The organism is Pseudomonas shirazensis (assembly GCF_014268785.2).
GTDB lineage: Bacteria > Pseudomonadota > Gammaproteobacteria > Pseudomonadales > Pseudomonadaceae > Aquipseudomonas > Aquipseudomonas shirazensis.
On sequence record NZ_JABWRD020000001.1, the window covers coordinates 678,523 to 695,921 of the forward strand.

At 62.5% G+C, this 17,399-nt stretch carries 12 protein-coding genes; 4 read left to right on the forward strand and 8 right to left on the reverse strand.

The genetic code is table 11. From position 1 onward, the window contains the following. Positions 1 to 96 precede the first annotated feature (96 nt). On the reverse strand, positions 97 to 1,881 hold the full coding sequence (locus HU736_RS02850; RefSeq protein WP_186699894.1) for a thiamine pyrophosphate-requiring protein: 1,785 nt from the start codon (positions 1,879 to 1,881) through the stop codon (positions 97 to 99). Positions 1,882 to 2,116: 235 nt separating this feature from the next. On the opposite strand from HU736_RS02850, the gene mqo reads away from it, so the two are divergent. Next, positions 2,117 to 3,769, forward strand: coding sequence for a malate dehydrogenase (quinone) (mqo, locus tag HU736_RS02855; RefSeq protein ID WP_103437052.1), 1,653 nt, complete (start codon positions 2,117 to 2,119; stop codon positions 3,767 to 3,769). 57 nt (positions 3,770 to 3,826) lie between these two features. On the opposite strand, the gene HU736_RS02860 is transcribed toward mqo, so the two are convergent. Continuing rightward, positions 3,827 to 5,071: a saccharopine dehydrogenase family protein gene (locus HU736_RS02860; protein ID WP_103437053.1), complete on the reverse strand. Its 1,245-nt coding sequence runs from the start codon at positions 5,069 to 5,071 to the stop codon at positions 3,827 to 3,829. Positions 5,072 to 5,102: 31 nt separating this feature from the next. Continuing rightward, on the reverse strand, positions 5,103 to 6,200 hold the full coding sequence (locus HU736_RS02865; protein ID WP_186699896.1) for a carboxynorspermidine decarboxylase: 1,098 nt from the start codon (positions 6,198 to 6,200) through the stop codon (positions 5,103 to 5,105). A 207-nt stretch (positions 6,201 to 6,407) separates the two neighbouring features. Here HU736_RS02865 and HU736_RS02870 point away from each other — a divergent pair, with 207 nt between their 5' ends. Together HU736_RS02870 and HU736_RS02875 are read left to right on the forward strand one after the other, a co-directional pair. Next, positions 6,408 to 6,617: a hypervirulence associated TUDOR domain-containing protein gene (locus HU736_RS02870; RefSeq protein ID WP_186699898.1), complete on the forward strand. Its 210-nt coding sequence runs from the start codon at positions 6,408 to 6,410 to the stop codon at positions 6,615 to 6,617. Positions 6,618 to 6,675: 58 nt separating this feature from the next. Next, positions 6,676 to 6,948 (forward strand): PepSY domain-containing protein, encoded by a 273-nt coding sequence (locus tag HU736_RS02875; protein WP_101318720.1) that lies wholly within the window; start codon positions 6,676 to 6,678, stop codon positions 6,946 to 6,948. A gap of 79 nt (positions 6,949 to 7,027) precedes the next feature. Here HU736_RS02875 and HU736_RS02880 read toward each other — a convergent pair whose 3' ends face one another. The 3 genes from HU736_RS02880 to HU736_RS02890 all read right to left on the reverse strand — a co-directional run bounded on the left by HU736_RS02880 (position 7,028) and on the right by HU736_RS02890 (position 10,441). Further along, on the reverse strand, positions 7,028 to 7,942 hold the full coding sequence (locus HU736_RS02880) for a pyridoxal-phosphate dependent enzyme (protein WP_186699900.1): 915 nt from the start codon (positions 7,940 to 7,942) through the stop codon (positions 7,028 to 7,030). Positions 7,943 to 7,958: 16 nt separating this feature from the next. Next, positions 7,959 to 8,663, reverse strand: coding sequence for a helix-turn-helix transcriptional regulator (locus tag HU736_RS02885; RefSeq protein ID WP_186699902.1), 705 nt, complete (start codon positions 8,661 to 8,663; stop codon positions 7,959 to 7,961). Between the two features lie 74 nt (positions 8,664 to 8,737). Further along, complete coding sequence (locus tag HU736_RS02890) at positions 8,738 to 10,441, reverse strand: amidase (RefSeq protein ID WP_186699905.1); 1,704 nt, start codon at positions 10,439 to 10,441, stop codon at positions 8,738 to 8,740. A gap of 231 nt (positions 10,442 to 10,672) precedes the next feature. On the opposite strand from HU736_RS02890, the gene HU736_RS02895 reads away from it, so the two are divergent. Continuing rightward, the gene (locus HU736_RS02895; protein WP_186699907.1) at positions 10,673 to 12,649 is read left to right on the forward strand and encodes a BCCT family transporter; all 1,977 of its coding nucleotides are present in this window, start codon (positions 10,673 to 10,675) and stop codon (positions 12,647 to 12,649) included. 156 nt (positions 12,650 to 12,805) lie between these two features. On the opposite strand, the gene HU736_RS02900 is transcribed toward HU736_RS02895, so the two are convergent. Beyond that, positions 12,806 to 14,221 (reverse strand): efflux transporter outer membrane subunit, encoded by a 1,416-nt coding sequence (locus tag HU736_RS02900; protein ID WP_186699910.1) that lies wholly within the window; start codon positions 14,219 to 14,221, stop codon positions 12,806 to 12,808. Then, positions 14,218 to 17,397, reverse strand: coding sequence for an efflux RND transporter permease subunit (locus tag HU736_RS02905; protein WP_186699912.1), 3,180 nt, complete (start codon positions 17,395 to 17,397; stop codon positions 14,218 to 14,220). The genes HU736_RS02900 and HU736_RS02905 overlap by 4 nt, the downstream gene beginning before the upstream one ends. Positions 17,398 to 17,399: the final 2 nt, after the last annotated feature.

The window sequence follows — 17,399 nt, forward strand, 5'->3', positions numbered from 1 at the left end:
GATCGGTCTGGTTGCAAGTGTTGGCCGTCGGCAATTGTCAGATGGCCCTGAAGCCCTTGCGGCAAATGCGCCGCAGCGGCTTCAGGGCCGTAGGCATCAATCGCGTTTAGGCAGTACGCCGCTGAGCAATTGCTTGGCGGTTTGCTTGATGATCCCGGCCTGATTGGGATCGCCCTGGAGCAATGCCGAGGCAAATTTCTTCGCCTGCTCAAGGGTCATATGTGGCGGCAGCGGGGGCACATCCGGGTCGGTGCGGAAATCGATCAGCACCGGCACATCACTGGCTAGCGCTTCTTCCCAGGCGGGCGCGACGTCTTCTTCACGGCTTACATAAATGCCCTTCAAGCCGATCGAAATGGCGAATAGGTGATAGGGCACATCAGGGATGTCCTGGCTGGCGGCGAACTTCGGGTCGCCCTCCATCACCCGTTGCTCCCAGGTCACCTGGTTGAGGTCCTGGTTGTTGAACACCGCGCAGATCCAGCGGCCATTGCCCCATTGCTGCCAATACTTGGCCACGGTGATCAGCTCGGCCATGTTGCTCATCTGCATCGCGCCGTCACCGACCAGAGCGATGACGCTGCGCTCCGGATGGGCGAACTTGGCGGCAATCGCGTATGGCACTGCTGCGCCCATAGACGCCAGCCCGCCGGAGAGCGAGCACTGCATGCCCTCACGGATCTGCAGGTCGCGGGCGAACCAGTTGGCGCACGAGCCGGAATCGCTGGTGATGATGGCGTTGTCGGGCAGGCGTGGCGACAATTCGTGCACCACTCGCTGCGGGTTGATCGGGTCGGCCGAGGTCAGCGCTCGCTTGGCCAGCTTCTTGTCCCAATCCTTGCGCCAGCTTTCGACCTTGTGCTGCCAACTGCGTTGGGTTTTTTCTTCCAGCAGTGGCAGCAGGGCTGCGAGGGTGTCGGCGGCATCACCGACCAGATTCACTTCCATTGGGTAGCGCAGGCTGAGCATGTCGGGGGCAAGGTCGATCTGCACGCCCCGAGCCTGGCCCTCCTTGGGCAGGAACTCGGCGTAGGGGAAGCCCGAGCCGATCATCAGCAAGGTGTCGCATTCTTCCATCAGCTTGAAGCTCGGTTCGGTGCCGAGCAGGCCGATGCAGCCAGTGACCCACGGCAGGTCGTCAGGCAGGACCGCTTTACCGAGCAGGGCTTTGGCGACACCTGCGCCGAGTTTTTCGGCAACTGCCTGCACCTGCTCACCCGCCTGCAAGGCACCGGCACCGACCAGAATCGCAACTTTCTTGCCAGCATTGAGCGCATCGGCTGCGCGCTGCAGATCGGCATCGTACGGAACTACTTTCGGCTTACTGAAGCCGATACCCGAATGCAGCGTGCCATGGGCCCGGGCTGGTTCTTCATAAGCCAGTTCCTGCAAGTCGTTGGGCAGGATCAATGCCGTGACTTTGCGCTCGCCGATGGCGGTGCGCACGGCGCGGTCGACCAGGTGGCGCACCTGCGACGGCGCGGCGGCCTGCTGCACAAAGGCGCCGGCGACGTCTTTGAACATCGACACCAGGTCCAACTCCTGCTGGTAATGCCCGCCCAACGCCGTGCGCGCCTGTTGGCCGACGATGGCCAGGACCGGCATGTGGTCCATGCGTGCGTCATACAGACCGGTCAGCAGGTGCGAGGCGCCGGGCCCGGAGGTGGCGATGCACACTCCCAGCTCGCCGGTGAACTTGGCATGCGCGCTGGCCATGAACGCGGCCATTTCTTCGTGGCGGCACTGCACGAAGTCGATCGAGCCGGCCCGCCGCAGGGCGCCGAACACGCCGTTGATGCCGTCGCCGGGGTAGCCAAAAATGCGCGTGACACCCCACTGGCGCAAACGCTCGACGAGAAAGTCACTTACGGTGATGGCCATCGGTTTCTCCTTCATTGATGCGTGGATGAAGGTTGGGACTGGCCCTGTCCCGGCGCGTTCAGATTAAACCGGCCAGAGGCGACCCCGGACACTCGGTTGAACTGATCCCGCCTGGCCCGCCTCGAAACCAGACACTCCTGAGTGGAGGCAGCACTCAACCTGGGCTAACACTGATAAGGCTGGGTCATTCATTCACCTACAGACAGAGGCGCATCTGGCCTCGCTGGAGAACCACATGACGATCACGAACACCTCGAAACTGCTGCTCGCAGGTTTCACCCTCAGTTGTGGGCTGGCCAACGCCCAGGCTGCCGAAACCAAGCGGGTGGACGTCTTGCTGGTTGGCGGCGGGATCATGAGTTCGACCCTGGCGATCTGGCTCAACGAACTGGAGCCGAGCTGGTCGATGGAGATGGTCGAGCGCCTGGACAAGGTCGCCGAAGAAAGCTCCAACGGCTGGAACAACGCCGGCACTGGGCACTCTGCGCTGGCCGAACTCAATTACACCCCCGAGAAAGACGGCAAGATCGACATCACCAAGGCGGTGGAAATCAACGAATCGTTCCAGATCACTCGCCAGTTCCTCGCCTGGCAGGTCAAGAACGGCGTGTTGAAAAACCCACGCTCGTTCATCAATTCAACGCCGCACATGAGTTTCGTCTGGGGCGATGACAACATTCGTTTCCTGAAAAAACGCTACGACGCGCTCCAGGCCAGCCCGCTATTCAGGGGGATGCAGTATTCCGAAGACCCTGCCCAGATCAAAAAATGGGTGCCGGTGATGATGGAAGGGCGCGACCCCAATCAGAAGCTTGCGGCGACCTGGACGCCGCTCGGCACCGACGTCAACTTTGGTGAAATTACCCGCCAGTACGTAGGGTATTTGCAGTCACGCGAAAACTTCAGCCTCAAGCTCTCCAGCGAAGTGCAGGACATCAGCCGCAACGACGATGGCTCCTGGCACGTCGAGTACAAGAACCTCAAGGATGGCAGCAAGTCGGCCACCGATGCCAAGTTCCTGTTCATCGGTGCTGGCGGCGCAGCGCTGCCGCTGCTGCAGAAGTCCGGCATCGAAGAGGCCAAGGATTACGCAGGCTTCCCCGTGGGTGGCTCGTTCCTGGTGACCGACAATCCAGCTATCGCCGAGCGCCACATGGCCAAGGCCTACGGCATCGCTGCAACCGGTGCGCCGCCCATGTCGGTGCCGCATCTTGATACCCGTGTGCTCGATGGCAAGCGGATGATCCTGTTCGGCCCGTTCGCGACCTTTTCGACCAAGTTCCTCAAACAGGGCTCGCTGTTCGATCTTGTGGCCAGCATGAGCTTGCACAACACCTGGCCGATGGTGCGTGTTGGCGTGCGTGAGTTCGACCTGGTGCAGTACCTGATTGGCCAGGTACTGCAGTCCGATGACGACCGCTTCGAAGCGTTGCAGACCTACTTCCCCGAGGCGAAGAAAGAAGACTGGCGCCTGTGGCAGGCCGGTCAGCGCGTGCAGATCATCAAGAAAGACGAAAACCAGGGCGGGGTGCTCAAGCTCGGCACTGAAGTGGTCGCGTCCAAGGATGGCAGTATCGCCGGCCTGCTCGGTGCATCGCCGGGCGCTTCGACTGCGCCGCCGATCATGCTCGATTTGCTCAACAAGGTGTTCAAGGACAAGCTCGCGAGCGCGCCGTGGCAGGACAAGATCAAGCAGATCATCCCATCGTACGGCACGCATCTGAACGACAGCCCCGAGCGGGTCGAGGAGGAGTGGGCCTACACCAGCGAGATTCTCCAGCTGACCCCGCCACCGGCCATCGACAAGCGTCAGGACCCGGCCAACCCGGATGATATCGACCCGGTCAGCCAGGACCATCAGACCACTGACCCTGACCTCAAGCCCTGATCAGCAAAACCTGCAATGCAGAAGGGGCGCCATCATGGCGCCCCTTCGTGTTACTGCTTAGGCTTCAGCGTCCCAGGGACGATCGCCGTGTTCATCCTTGATACGGGTCGGCAGGCCCATCACGTCCAGCGCCTTGAGGAACGGCTCGGCTGGCAGCTCCTCGACGTTGGCCATGCGCTTGACGTCCCATTCGCCGCGAGCAACCAGCAACGCCGCCGCCACTGGCGGAACGCCTGCGGTGTAGGAGATGCCCTGGCTGTCGGTCTCGGCGTAGGCTTCTTCGTGATCAGCCACGTTGTAGATGAACACTTCGCGCGGCTGGCCGTTCTTGCGGCCCTTGACCAGGTCACCGATGCAGGTCTTGCCGGTGTAGCCAGGCGCCAGCGAGGACGGGTCAGGCAGCACTGCCTTGACCACTTTCAACGGCACCACTTCAAGGCCTTCAGCGGTCTTGACCGGTTGCTCTGAGAGCAGGCCAAGGTTTTTCAGCACGGTGAAGACGTTGATGTAGTGCTCGCCGAAGCTCATCCAGAAGCGCACGTTGGGCACGCCGAGGTTTTTCGACAGCGAGTGCACTTCGTCGTGACCGGTCAGGTACAGGTTCTGCGAGCCGACCACCGGCAGGTCGTCGGTGCGCTTGACCTCGAACATGGTATTGCTGGTCCACTGGCTGTTCTGCCAGCTCCACACTTGCCCGGTGAACTCGCGGAAGTTGATTTCCGGGTCGAAGTTGGTGGCGAAGTACTTGCCATGCGAGCCAGCATTGACGTCGAGAATGTCGATCGAGTCAATCTGGTCGAAGTATTGCTGCTGTGCCAGTGCGGCATAGCTGTTGACCACACCCGGGTCGAAACCGACGCCGAGAATGGCTGTGATGTTCTTGTCCTGGCATTCTTCGAGGTGTTTCCACTCGTAGTTGCCGTACCACGGCGGGGTCTCGCAGATCTTGCCCGGCTCTTCGTGGATGGCGGTGTCCAGATAGGCAACGCCGGTATCGATGCAGGCGCGCAGCACCGACATGTTGAGGAATGCAGAGCCTACGTTGATCACGATCTGCGATTCGGTCTCGCGGATCAGTGCCTTGGTCGCCTCGATATCGAGTGCATTTAGCGAGAAGGCGTGGATATCGGCGGGAACCTTGAGGCTGCCCTTGGCCTTGACGCTGTCGATGATGGCCTGGCATTTGGAGATGTTCCGTGACGCAATGGCAATACGACCGAGTTCGTCGTTATGCTGCGCGCACTTGTGGGCCACCACCTTGGCGACACCTCCTGCACCAATGATAAGAACGTTCTTCTTCAATTTATCCCTTGCTCCTTACTGAAGGCCTGACTTACGACAGGCTGGAAACGTAGTCTTCAAAACCGAACTCGCGGACCACTTCGACGCTGCCGTCGAGTTGCTTGACCACAATGGATGGCATTTTCAAACCGTTGAACCAGTTTTTCTTGACCATGGTGTAACCGGCCGCGTCGATGAACGACAGGCGATCACCAATGGCCAGCGGACGATCGAATTGGTACTCGCCGAAGATGTCACCGGCCAGGCACGACTTGCCGCACACCATGTAGCTGTGCGCGCCATCGTTCGGGGCCATCTTGGCGTCGAGGCGATAGATCAATAGGTCGAGCATGTGCGCTTCGATCGAGCTGTCGACCACGGCCAGGTTCTTGCCGTTGTACAGGGTGTCGAGCACGGTCACTTCCAGCGAGGCACTCTGGGTGATGGCGGCTTCGCCCGGCTCCAGGTACACCTGCACGCCGTACTTCTCGGAGAAGCCCTTAAGGCGTGCGCAGAACTCGTCCAACGCATAGTCGGCACCGGTGAAGTGGATACCGCCACCGAGGCTGACCCACTCGACCCTGTGCAGCAGATGGCCAAAGCGCTCTTCGATGTGCGCAAGCATCTTGTCGAACAGGCTGAAGTCGCCGTTCTCGCAGTTGTTGTGGAACATGAAACCAGAGATCTGGCCGATGACCTGCTCGATCTTCTCCGGGTCCCATTCGCCGAGGCGGCTGAATGGGCGCGCCGGGTCGGCCAGCAGGTAATCGGAGCTGCTCACTTGCGGGTTGACGCGCAGGCCGCGGACCTTGCCTTCGGACTGTTCGGCAAAGCGCTGCAGCTGGCCGATCGAGTTGAAGATGATCTTGTCGCAGTTGGCGAGCATGTCTTCGATTTCGTCATCGGCCCAGGCCACGCTGTAGGCGTGGGTTTCGCCGACGAACTTCTCCCGGCCCAGTTTGAGCTCGTAGAGCGAGGACGAAGTGGTGCCGTCCATGTATTGCTGCATCAGGTCGAATACCGACCAGGTGGCAAAGCACTTGAGTGCCAGCAGCGCCTTGGCGCCGGAGTGTTCGCGCACGTAGGCAATCTTCTCGAGGTTGCCCAGCAGCTTCTGTTTGTCGATGAGGTAGTACGGCGTCTTGATCATTTAAGGCCCCCGGCCAGGCCGGCCAAAAAAAGGACACGCATTGTGCCTTCACTGGCCGCATATCGAAAGGGTCGTAGACGCATTTCGTCAGAGTTGTGTGTCGCCCTGCACCTGTTGTCGCCATTGGGCGAACGGCGAGGAATTATTTCCCGCAGCTGAGGCCTAGTAAAACAGACAGATATGACGGTCGTGAGGACGCATCAACCGATGAGCACAAAATACAAAGTGGGCGATACGGTGCGCTGGAATTCCGAGGCCGGGGTCATTCACGGCACGGTGACCAAGGTGCATCTGCACGATGTCGAGTTCATGGGCAGGCAGCGCCATTGCTCGGAGGATGAGCCGCAATACGAGGTCAAAAGTGCCAAGACCGGGCACCTGGCGATGCACCGTGAACACGCCTTGCACAAGGAGTGAACCTTCGCCGTACTCGACCGGTCGCAGCAAATACCTTCATGCAAAAAGGACGTTAACGATGAAATCGATGACTCGACTGTTCACAGGTCTCGCTCTGGTAGGTGCATTGGGCGCAAGCGCAGCCTGGGCTGACCAGCCTGGCGCCGACTGGAAAGTCACCAAGGATCAGGCCGAAGCCAGCCTCAAGGCCGCCGGCTACACCCAGATCACCAAGATCGAGGCCGACGACGGCCATTGGGAAGGCGAGGGCGTCAAGGCTGATGGCATGAAGTACGACTTCCATGTTGACCCGTACAGCGGCAAAGTCACCAAGGACGAGATGGATCATTGATGGGCAGTAACTGACGTTTTCTGCGGTGGTGCTCTTGGCCCGTGCTCGTCACGGGCTTTTTTTACGCGCTTGGAAAGAGCTACTGCGCAGCCAACCACAGCTGAATCTGCTCAAGCGTGGCCGTAGCCCCACCACACACGACCAACAGCACCTTGCGGTAGTTACCCAACACCTCTGCTTTATAAGCCAACGCCAGTGCCGCACCGCAGGCCGGCTCGACCAGCAGACGGTGATCGGCGAGGAAGCGCTCACACGCCTGCAGCGCCTCGCGGTCCGTGACCAAATGGCTTTCAACCGGATGGCTGCGCGCGCATTCCAGCGCTTGCTCCGCAACCCGCTTGGCGCCCAGGGAAGTGGCGATGGAGCTCAGCGCAGGCAGCTCGACCGTGTGACCAGCCTCGACTGCGGCGTGAAACGACGCCGCGCCTGTGGTCTCTACCGCCAGTACCGGCACATCGTCCCAGCCATTGCGCTTGAGGCCTTCGACTACGCCGCTGAGCAGGCCGCCACCACCGACCGACAAGATCAGCGCATCGGGCTTGCAGCCGGCAGCGGCGACTTCGTCGATCAGGCTGGCGTGGCCGGTCCACAGCAGTGGGTCATCGAATGGATGAATGAAGGCATCATTGGCGCCGACCAGGGTTTGCGCCAGCTGGTTGGCTTCCTGCCAGGAGCCGCCGTGGACGATGACCTTGGCGTCCTCCAGGCGCAGCAGCTGCCTGGCCCGCTCGCTGGTGGTCTCGGGGACGACCACGGTCACCGGCACGCCCAAACTGCGCCCGGCAAAGGCCACCGCCAGCCCGGCGTTACCGCCCGATGAAGATACAAAGTGACGCGCACCGCGAGCATGGTGCAGCTCACAGGCGTGGCCAACCCCGCGCAGCTTGAACGAGCCGCACGGCTGCAGGGCGTCGAGCTTGAGCCAGATCGAACGGCCGGCGGCGAGCGACATCGGCCGCGATTCGATCAAGGGGGTTTGGATGTGCAAAGGCATGCTGATCTCCGCTGGATTATGGCTGGCGGGGCGCTGCAGTGGGCTCGCCACGCAGCTGCTCCAGATAGTTGTAAACGGTGTAGCGGGTCACGCCGAGCGCGGCTGCGGCCTTCTCGACCCCACCCTTGACGATGAACAGGCCGCGCTCCTGCATCAGGCGCACGGCCTCGACCTTGGCCTGCTTGTTGAGCCGGCCCTGACCAGATGAAGCCAGGGCGCTGTCGATGATCTGGGTCATCAGCAGCGCCATGTCGGCCGCGTCCTCAACCACCGCCACTGCAGATGGCGCGGCAGTCACTGGCTGCAGCTGGGTGAGAAAGGCGAGGGCGGCGTCCAGCCCACTGTTGTCGACGTTGATGCACAGGCTGGCGAACGGCTGCCCTTCGCTGTCGCGCAGGATCGCCGTGGCGCTGCGCAGGGTGCGGCCTTTGATCAAGGTGGGGTAGTCGGGCAGGATCACCGGCTCGCAGCCAGGCTGGTTGGCCGCCTGCATCAGGGCCTTGAAGCCCTGGTCCTGCTCCGGCGCGGCAAGGATCGGGCTGCCGACTACGCGCCCAGATAGCTGGCCATTGGCGATGGCCACCACCGATTGCTCGGGCTGGTCGAGGTCGTGCAGGAGGATTTCCATATTGCGCCCGGCCACGCTGCCGATTGCCGCGATGGCGGCTTTCAGCGTGGAGAGGACAATCTGGCGTTCACGAAGAATGTGTGCAGCGCGCATGGATAATTCAACAAAATGTCAATTTTTAACATTCTGTTGAATTATCGCGAGGGCGTCAATCGCCAGCGCGTGGTTTAGCCCAGTGCCGGAGTGCGCGGCGGCACGATGCGGCGCGAGCCGGTCGACTCGAAGGCGCAGGCGAAGCTCAGCAGGGCCGAGTCATCGTAGGCACGGCCGGCAAAGGTCAGCCCGACCGGCATACCGATATCGGCCATCACACCCATCGGCACGGTTACGGTCGGCACGCCCAGGTGGCGGATCGCGAGGTTACCGTTGGCAACCCAGACGCCGTTGCTCCAGGCAATGTCGGCCGAGGCCGGATTGACGTCGGCATCGGCGGGGCCAACATCGGCCACCGTCGGGAACAGCACGGCGTGCAAGCCAAGCTGGTCCATCCAGTCTTCCAGGTCGAGCTTGCGCGTCTGCTCCAGGCCGCGCAGGCCATCGGCAACGGTGTCGATCTGATCCCAGCTCTTGAGGCCGCGCTTGGCCATGTTGACGTATTCGTCCATGCCGGCCGCGAGGTCGTCTTCACGGTTAGGCAGGGTGCCCGGGTCGTGCGGGAAGATCTGCGGCCCGTCGACATCGGCGAGGCAGTTGAGCTTGGGGTCGTTGTTGGCGCGCAGGAAGTCGTCAAAGGCCCAGCCGGACAACTCCCACAGCTCGTCGTGGAGAAACTCCTTGCTGACGATGCCACGGTTGTACACGGTCGGCGCGCCCGGGCGATCGCCTTCGCAGTTGGACACCAGCGGGAAGTCCACCTCGATCACTTCGGCGCCGGCGGCTTCCAGCGCCTGGCGTGCCTGCTGCCACAACGCGATGACGCTTGGGCGAGTGTGGATACGCTGGCCGGTCGGGCCACCGATGCCAGGTTTTTCCGAGGTGCCGGCGAGTTCGTCGGCATTGATATACATGCGTGGCACGCCGAGGCGCTTGCCTTGCAGCGAGCTGGCATCCTGCGCCAGATCAAGATAAGACGCCGGGCGCACCGCTGATGCCTTGGGGATCGGTACCCACGGCTGCAGGCGCCACAGATCGCCACGGGTGTCGGCGTCGTCGGCCACCACCACGTCGAGGATTTCCAGCAGGTCGTGCATGGTCCGCGCAAACGGCACCACCACATCCATGGTCGGCGTCAGCGGCCAGTTGCCGCGCACCGAGATCACCCCGCGCGACGGCGTGTAGGCGCACAGGCCGTTGTTCGAGGCCGGGCCGCGGCCGCTGGACCAGGTTTCTTCAGCCAGGCCAAACGCGCAGAAGCTCGCGGCGGTGGCGGTGCCGGCACCGTTGGACGAGCCGGAGGCAAACGGTGCGGTCAGGTAGGCGGCGTTGTACGGGCTCTCGGCGCGGCCATACACGCCGCGCTGCATGCCGCCGTTGGCCATCGGCGGCATGTTGGTCTTGCCCAGGCAGACCGCACCGGCGGCGCGCAGTCGCTCGATGGTGAAGGCGTCCCGTTGCGCCACCAGCTTGGCAAACGCCGGGCTGCCGGAGGCGGCGGTCATGCCTTTGACCAGATAGCTGTCCTTGGCGGTGTAGGGGATGCCTTCCAGCGGGCCGCGGCTTTCACCACGAGCACGGCGAGCATCGGACGCCTGGGCTTCGGCGATCGCCTCTGGGTTGCGCACCACGACCGCATTCAGCGCGCTGGCGCTGTCGGTCGTGTCATAGGCATCGATGCGTGCCAGGTACGCCTTGACCAGTTCGACCGCTGTGGTGCGGCCAGCTTCGAGCGCGGCGCGCAGCTCGGCAATGGAAACCTCGGTTACCTCGATCATGCTGTCACCAAACGTATACAGGTGGGGGCTAGTGGCGCGAGTGTACAAGAAGGACTGGGGGGAAGCAGGCTTGCAGCGGGGAAAAGCATTGTTGCAGGGCGGCATTTATTGGCCCTATTTTCCCTGAGCATTGATCGTTTTCCTACAGACATTGTCGGACGAACCATGCACGGTCTACGCTTGACCTGAAAAAAAGTGCGCATGATGCGCCACGCTGGAGCCAACTTTCTGATGTCGACACCGCCTGACAAAACACCAAAAGCTACTATCAATCCCCCTGTCTTCTGGATTTCTGCTGTCCTGCTGTTGCTGCTCGTGCTTTACGCGAGCGTGTTCCAGGCCCATGCGCAAAGCCTGTTTGCGCACATCCAGGGCTGGATCATCGGCAACGTCAGCTGGTTCTACATCCTAGCCGTGGCAATCATCCTCGGCACTGTGGTGTTCCTCGGCATCAGCCGCTATGGCGACATCAAACTCGGGCCTGACCACAGCACCCCCGACTACAGCAGCACAACCTGGTTTGCCATGCTGTTCTCGGCCGGCATGGGCATCGGCCTGATGTTCTTTGGCGTGGCCGAGCCGGTCATGCACTTTCTCAAGCCGCCCATTGGCGACGGCGGCACGGTCCAGGCGGCGGGGGAGGCGATGCGCATCACCTTCTTCCATTGGGGCCTGCACGCCTGGGCAATCTATGCCATCGTCGCGCTGATCCTGGCCTATTTCAGCTTTCGCCAGGGCTTGCCGTTGACCTTGCGTTCGGCGCTGTACCCGCTGATTGGCGAGCGTATCTATGGCCCGCTCGGGCATGCCGTGGACATCTTCGCCATCATCGGTACGGTGTTCGGTGTCGCCACTTCGCTGGGTTTTGGCGTGGCGCAGATCAATACCGGGCTCAATGCGCTGTTCGGTGTGCCGGTGTCGACCGGGGTGCAGATCGCCTTGATCATCGGCACCACCTTCCTCGCCACCTTGTCGGTGATGTCTGGCCTGGACAAAGGCATCCGCCGCCTGTCCGAGCTGAACCTGGGTTTGGCGGTGCTGCTGTTGCTGATGGTCATGCTGCTGGGGCCGACCGTGTTGATCCTGCAGACCTTCGTGCAAAACACTGGCGGTTACTTGAGCGAGATCGTCAGCCGCACACTCAACCTGTACGCCTACCAGCCAACCGACTGGATCGGCGGGTGGACCTTGTTCTACTGGGGCTGGTGGCTGGCCTGGTCGCCCTTTGTCGGCCTGTTCATTGCGCGGATTTCCCGTGGCCGGACCATTCGTGAGTTCGTCACCGGCGTGCTGCTGGTACCGACCGCGTTCACCCTGCTGTGGATGACCGTGTTCGGCAACACCGCAATCCACATGATCCTCGACGAGGGCCTGACTGACCTGGCCATGGCGGTCGACAAGGACACCTCGCTGGCACTGTTTGCCTTCCTTGAACACTTCCCGTTCGCCAGCGTGATCAGCACCCTGGCGGTGATCATGGTGGTGGTGTTCTTCGTCACCTCGGCGGATACCGGGGCGATGGTAGTGGACATGCTGGCGTCTGGTGGGCAGGAGAACACCCCGTTGCGCCAGCGCGTGTTCTGGGCGGCGAGCATGGGCCTGGTGGCGATTGCGCTGTTGCTGGCCGACGGCCTCAAGGCGTTGCAGACGGCAACCATCGCCAGTGCGTTGCCGTTCACCCTGGCGCTGCTGTTCAGTACCCGCGGGCTGCTCAAGGCGCTTAAGCTGGACGCCACCAAACGTGATCTGCGCTATCAGGCACTGGCGATTTCGCCAACAGCCTCGCGTGCTGCCGGTAACTGGCAACGGCGCCTGCGCACCCTGGCGATGTTCCCGCGGCGTGCCCACGTCTCGCGGTTTATCGCCGACGTTGGCTTGCCAGCATGTGAGGCGGTGGCTGATGAGTGGCGCAGGCAGGGTTATGACTGCAGCGTCGAGCAAGGCAGCGAGGGCAGCGTGATGCTCAAGGTCGGCCCGAGCGAGGGCACCTTCGTCTACGAGATCAGGCCGCAGGCGTATGCCACGCCAAGCTTTGTCACCGCCAGCGATGCGCCGCCGGGCGAGGAGCGCAAGTACTTCCGCGCCGAGGTGCACCTGCGTGAAGGCGGCCAGGACCATGACGTGATGGGCTGGTCCAAGGATGAGGTGATCGGCGATATTCTTGATCACTTTGAGCGGCATCTGCACTACCTGCACCTGGTAGGCTAAGCCAGGCGTTACTCGTAACCGGGCGAAAAAAAGCCCCGCAGGCCAGGCCTGCGGGGCAAACGGTTGGGGGAGGAGCCAACCAAAGGAGCTGTTGCTAGGCCATCCGCTTTCGTGCGTCTGGCTTGAGTACGTCGGGGTGCGTAGCGCCCCCCAGCGTCATCGCAGACTAGCCACCGTCTCAGGCTGCCACCCGCCACCCAGCGCCTTGTAGATCGCGACGATGCCGCGATACAACTCGACTTCGCCCTGGGCCTGGGCATCTTCCGCGCTGAGCCGCTCGCGCTCGGCATCCAGCAGTACCAGATAATCCACGGTGCCTTCGCGATAGCGGATCGAAGCCAGATCGGCGGCCTTGCGGCTGGCATCGCTCTGGCGCATCAAGGCCTGCAAACGCTGTTGGGTCTTGCCGTAATCACTGAACGCATTGGATGACTCTTCCAGCGCCAGCAGCACCTGCTGTTCGTAGGTAGCCAGTGCGCCTTCGGCGTCAGCCTTGGCGCCACGGATGCGCGCACGTACGCTGCCCAGGTCGAACGCTGCCCAGGTGATACTCGGGCCAAGCCCCCAGGCATTGGCGGCGGACGAGCCGATCTGCGAGCCACGCGCGGCGGTGAAGCCAAGGAAGCCACTCAGGCTTACCCGCGGGAACAGGTCGGCGGTCGCTACCCCAACGTTGGCGGTCGCCGCTGCCAACTGGCGCTCGGCGCTGCGCACATCCGGGCGCCGACGCAGCAGTTCAGCGGGGTCGCCGATCGGCAGTGCTTTGGCGATTGCCGGCAGCTGTTTAGGCGACAGATCTACGCTGAGCTGATCCGGGCGCTGGCCGAGAAGAGTGGCGATGCGGTTTTGTGCGCGCACCTGCTGTGCCTGCAGTTGCGGCACGGTGGCCTCGACTGCCGCCAGGCGGGCATCGGCGCGAACCACGTCGAGCTCGTTGCCGACGCCGGCATCGCGCAGGGTCTCGGTAATGCTGCGCGAGTCCTGCTGGGTCTTGAGGTTGGCCAGGGCGATTTTTTCGCGCAACTGCGCGCCACGCAGCTGGCCATAGGCATCGACCAGCTCGGCGATCATGCTCACCTGCAGCTGCTGCAGGTCGGCCGCGGCGGCGGCCTCTTGCGCTTCGCTGGCTTCCAGTTGGCGCTGAATGCGGCCGAACAGGTCCAGCTCCCAGGCCATGTCCAGGCCCAGGTCATAGCGTTCGCTGTTGACCCGGCGCTCGGTCTGGCCCGGGATCTGGCCTTTGCCCAGCTCACTGCTGGCGCGGCTGCTCACCACCGGCAGGTTGTCGTTGTCGACATCCTCCCGGATCGAGCGCGCCGCCTTGAGCCGGGCGAAGGCCACGCGCAGGTCGCGGTTGCCTTGCAGCGAAGCCTGCACCAGCTGGTTCAGGGCCGGGTCGTCGAACTGCTGCCACCACACGCTTTCAAAGCGGCTACGGTCGAAGGCCTTGACCTGGAACTGGTTGCCCAACTGCGCCGGCTCGGTGTTCGGCGCCTGGTAGTCCGGGCCCACCGCGCAGGCCGCCAGGGTCAGCGCCAACAGGCTCGGGGTCAGTGGTTTGAGCAGGTTCATGCGTGGTTCTCCAGCGGCTTGGCTTGCGCGGCCTTGCGGGCCTCGCGACGCTCGACATAACGGCGGATCAGGACAAAGAACACAGGCGTCAGGAACAGGCCGAACACGGTCACCCCGATCATCCCCGAGAACACCGCCACACCCATTGCATGGCGCATCTCGGCACCGGCGCCGGACGAGAACACCAGCGGCACCACGCCCATGATGAAGGCAATCGAAGTCATCAGGATCGGCCGCAGACGCAGGCGGCAGGCTTCCAGGACCGCGGCCAGTGGGTCGAGCCCTTCGGCTTGCTTGTCCTTGGCGAACTCGACGATGAGGATGGCGTTCTTGCACGCCAGACCCACCAGCACGATCAGGCCGATCTGGGTGAAGATGTTGTTGTCACCGCCCGACATGATCACCCCGGTAATCGCCGACAGCAGCGTCATCGGTACGATCAGGATCACCGCCAGCGGCAGGCTCCAGCTTTCGTACTGCGCCGCCAGCACCAGGAACGCCAGCAGTACGCAGAGCGGGAACACCAGCAGTGCGGTGTTGCCAGACAGGATCTGCTGGTAGGTGAGGTCGGTCCACTCGTAAGTCATGCCGTTGGGCAACTCGGCCTTGAGCAGTTTCTCGATAGCCGCCTCGGCCTGGCCGGAGCTGTAGCCTGGGGCGGCGCCACCGTTGATTTCTGCGGTGATGTAGCCGTTGTAGTGCATCACCCGGTCTGGCCCCGAGGTGTCGCTGACCTTGAGGAAGGTCGCCAGCGGGATCATCTCGCCCAGATTGTTACGCACTTTCAGCTGACCGATCTGCTCGGCGTCGAGGCGGAACTGCTGTTCGGCCTGAACGTTGACCTGATAGGTGCGGCCAAAGCGGTTGAAGTCGTTGGTGTACAGCGAGCCCAGGTAGACCTGCAGGGTGTCGAAGATATCGTTGATCGCCACGCCGTGGGTCTTGGCCTTTTCCCGGTCGATGTCGGCATCGACCTGCGGCACGTTGACTTGATAGCTGGTGAACAACCCTGCCAGCTCGGGTACGTTGTGGCTCTTGGCAATGATGTTCTGGGTTTCTTCGTACAGCGCTTCGTAGCCGAGGTTGCCGCGGTCTTCGATCTGCAGGCGGAAGCCGCCAATGGTGCCCAGGCCCTGCACCGGCGGCGGTGGGAAGATCGCGATATAGGCATCCTGGATATCGGCAAACTGGGCGTTCAAGGCTGCTGCGATGGCCGCTGCCGACTGGCTCGGGTCGGTACGCTCGTCAAACGGCTTGAGCGGGGTGAACACGATGCCGCTGTTGGGGCTGTTGGTGAAACCGTTGATCGACAGGCCTGGGAAGGCTACCGAGTCGGCCACACCGGGCTGCTTGAGGGCAATCTCGCTCATGCGCTTGATGACGGCTTCGGTGCGGTCGAGGCTGGCCGCGTCGGGCAACTGGGCGAAGGCAACCAGGTACTGTTTGTCCTGCGCCGGGACGAAGCCGGTCGGGGTCGAGGCGAAGCCCAGGTAGGTCAGCACCATCAGCCCGGCATAGACGAACAGAGCGATGCCGCTGGAGCGGATGACCCGGCCCACGCCGGCCACGTAACGCAGGCTGGCACGCTCGAAGAAGCGGTTGAACGGGTTGAACAACCAGCGCCCGAAAATCCGGTCCAGGGCACGCGAGAAGCGGTCCTTGGGCGCGCCGTGTTCTTGCAGCAATACCGCCGCCAGTGCTGGCGACAGGGTCAGCGAGTTGAAGGCCGAGATCACTGTCGAAATAGCGATGGTCAAGGCGAACTGCTTGTAGAACTGCCCGGTCAGCCCGGAGATGAACGCTGCCGGGATAAACACCGCGCACAGTACCAGCGCCGTAGCGATGATCGGCCCGGTCACTTCACTCATGGCCTTTTGCGTGGCTTCGAGTGGTTTCAGGCCCAGGCCGATATTACGCTCGACGTTTTCCACCACCACGATGGCGTCGTCGACCACGATGCCGATCGCCAGCACCAGGCCGAACAGCGACAGGGCGTTGAGCGAGAAGCCGAACAGATGCATCACGGCAAAGGTGCCGATCAGCGAGACCGGCACGGCCAGCAGCGGAATGATCGAGGCGCGCCAGGTCTGCAGGAACAGAATCACCACCAGTACGACCAGAATCAAAGCTTCGAACAGCGTGTGCACGACGGCTTCGATCGAGCCACGGACGAACACGGTCGGGTCATAGACGATGCTGAAGTCCATCCCTTCGGGAAAGTCCTTTTTCAGCTCGGTCATCTTCGCCCGGACTTCGTCGGAGATTTCGATGGCGTTGGACCCAGGACGCTGGAAGATCGGGATCGCCACCGCTGGCTGGTTGTTCAGCAGCGAGCGCAGGGCATATTGGCTGGAGCCGAGTTCGACCCGGGCAATGTCCTTGAGACGGGTGATTTCACCATCGGCACCGGCGCGGACGATGATGTTCTCGAACTCTTCCTCATTGACCAGGCGGCCCTGGGTGTTGACCGACAGCTGGAAGCTGGTCGAACCTGGCGCAGGTGGTGCACCGAGCTGGCCGGCAGCGACCTGACGGTTCTGCTCGCGAATCGCCGTGACCACATCGGTGGCGGTCAGGTTACGCGAGGCGGTCTTGTTCGGGTCGAGCCAGACCCGCAGCGAGTAGTCGCCCATGCCGAACAGCTGCACGTCACCGACGCCGCCCAGGCGGGCCAGCTCATCCTTGATGTTGAGGATGGCGTAGTTGGACAGATAGAGCATGTCGTAGCGCTGATCCGGCGAGGTCAAGTGCACGACCATGGTCAGGTCGGGCGAAGCCTTGTCGACGGTGATACCAATGCGCGTGACTTCTTCGGGCAGCTTGGGCTGGGTCCGGGTGACGCGGTTCTGCACCTGTACCTGAGCGTTGTCCAGGTCAGTGCCCAGGGCAAAGGTGATGGTCAGGGTCAGCTTGCCGTCGGCGGTCGACTGCGAGGACATGTAGAGCATGTTCTCGACACCGGTAATGGCCTGTTCCAGTGGCGCGGCAACGGTGTCGCCGATGACCTTGGGGTTGGCCCCGGGGAAGTTGGCGCGTACCACAACCGTAGGCGGGACCACTTCGGGGTATTCGCTGATCGGCAGTTGGAACAGCGCAATCGAGCCCGCGATCAGCAGGATCAGCGACAGCACGGCGGCGAAGATCGGCCGGGTAATAAAGAATTTGGAGAAGTTCATCG

Excerpts from the sequence above, each read along its gene's own strand:
- HU736_RS02890 (WP_186699905.1), bottom strand. The coding sequence starts at position 10,441 with ATGATCGAGGTAACCGAGGTTTCCATTGCCGAGCTGCGCGCCGCGCTC.
- HU736_RS02905 (WP_186699912.1), bottom strand. The coding sequence starts at position 17,397 with ATGAACTTCTCCAAATTCTTTATTACCCGGCCGATCTTCGCCGCCGTG.
- HU736_RS02900 (WP_186699910.1), bottom strand. The coding sequence starts at position 14,221 with ATGAACCTGCTCAAACCACTGACCCCGAGCCTGTTGGCGCTGACCCTG.
- HU736_RS02895 (WP_186699907.1), top strand. The coding sequence starts at position 10,673 with ATGTCGACACCGCCTGACAAAACACCAAAAGCTACTATCAATCCCCCT.
- HU736_RS02880 (WP_186699900.1), bottom strand. The coding sequence starts at position 7,942 with ATGCCTTTGCACATCCAAACCCCCTTGATCGAATCGCGGCCGATGTCG.
- HU736_RS02850 (WP_186699894.1), bottom strand. The coding sequence starts at position 1,881 with ATGGCCATCACCGTAAGTGACTTTCTCGTCGAGCGTTTGCGCCAGTGG.
- HU736_RS02875 (WP_101318720.1), top strand. The coding sequence starts at position 6,676 with ATGAAATCGATGACTCGACTGTTCACAGGTCTCGCTCTGGTAGGTGCA.
- mqo (WP_103437052.1), top strand. The coding sequence starts at position 2,117 with ATGACGATCACGAACACCTCGAAACTGCTGCTCGCAGGTTTCACCCTC.
- HU736_RS02885 (WP_186699902.1), bottom strand. The coding sequence starts at position 8,663 with ATGCGCGCTGCACACATTCTTCGTGAACGCCAGATTGTCCTCTCCACG.
- HU736_RS02870 (WP_186699898.1), top strand. The coding sequence starts at position 6,408 with ATGAGCACAAAATACAAAGTGGGCGATACGGTGCGCTGGAATTCCGAG.
- HU736_RS02865 (WP_186699896.1), bottom strand. The coding sequence starts at position 6,200 with ATGATCAAGACGCCGTACTACCTCATCGACAAACAGAAGCTGCTGGGC.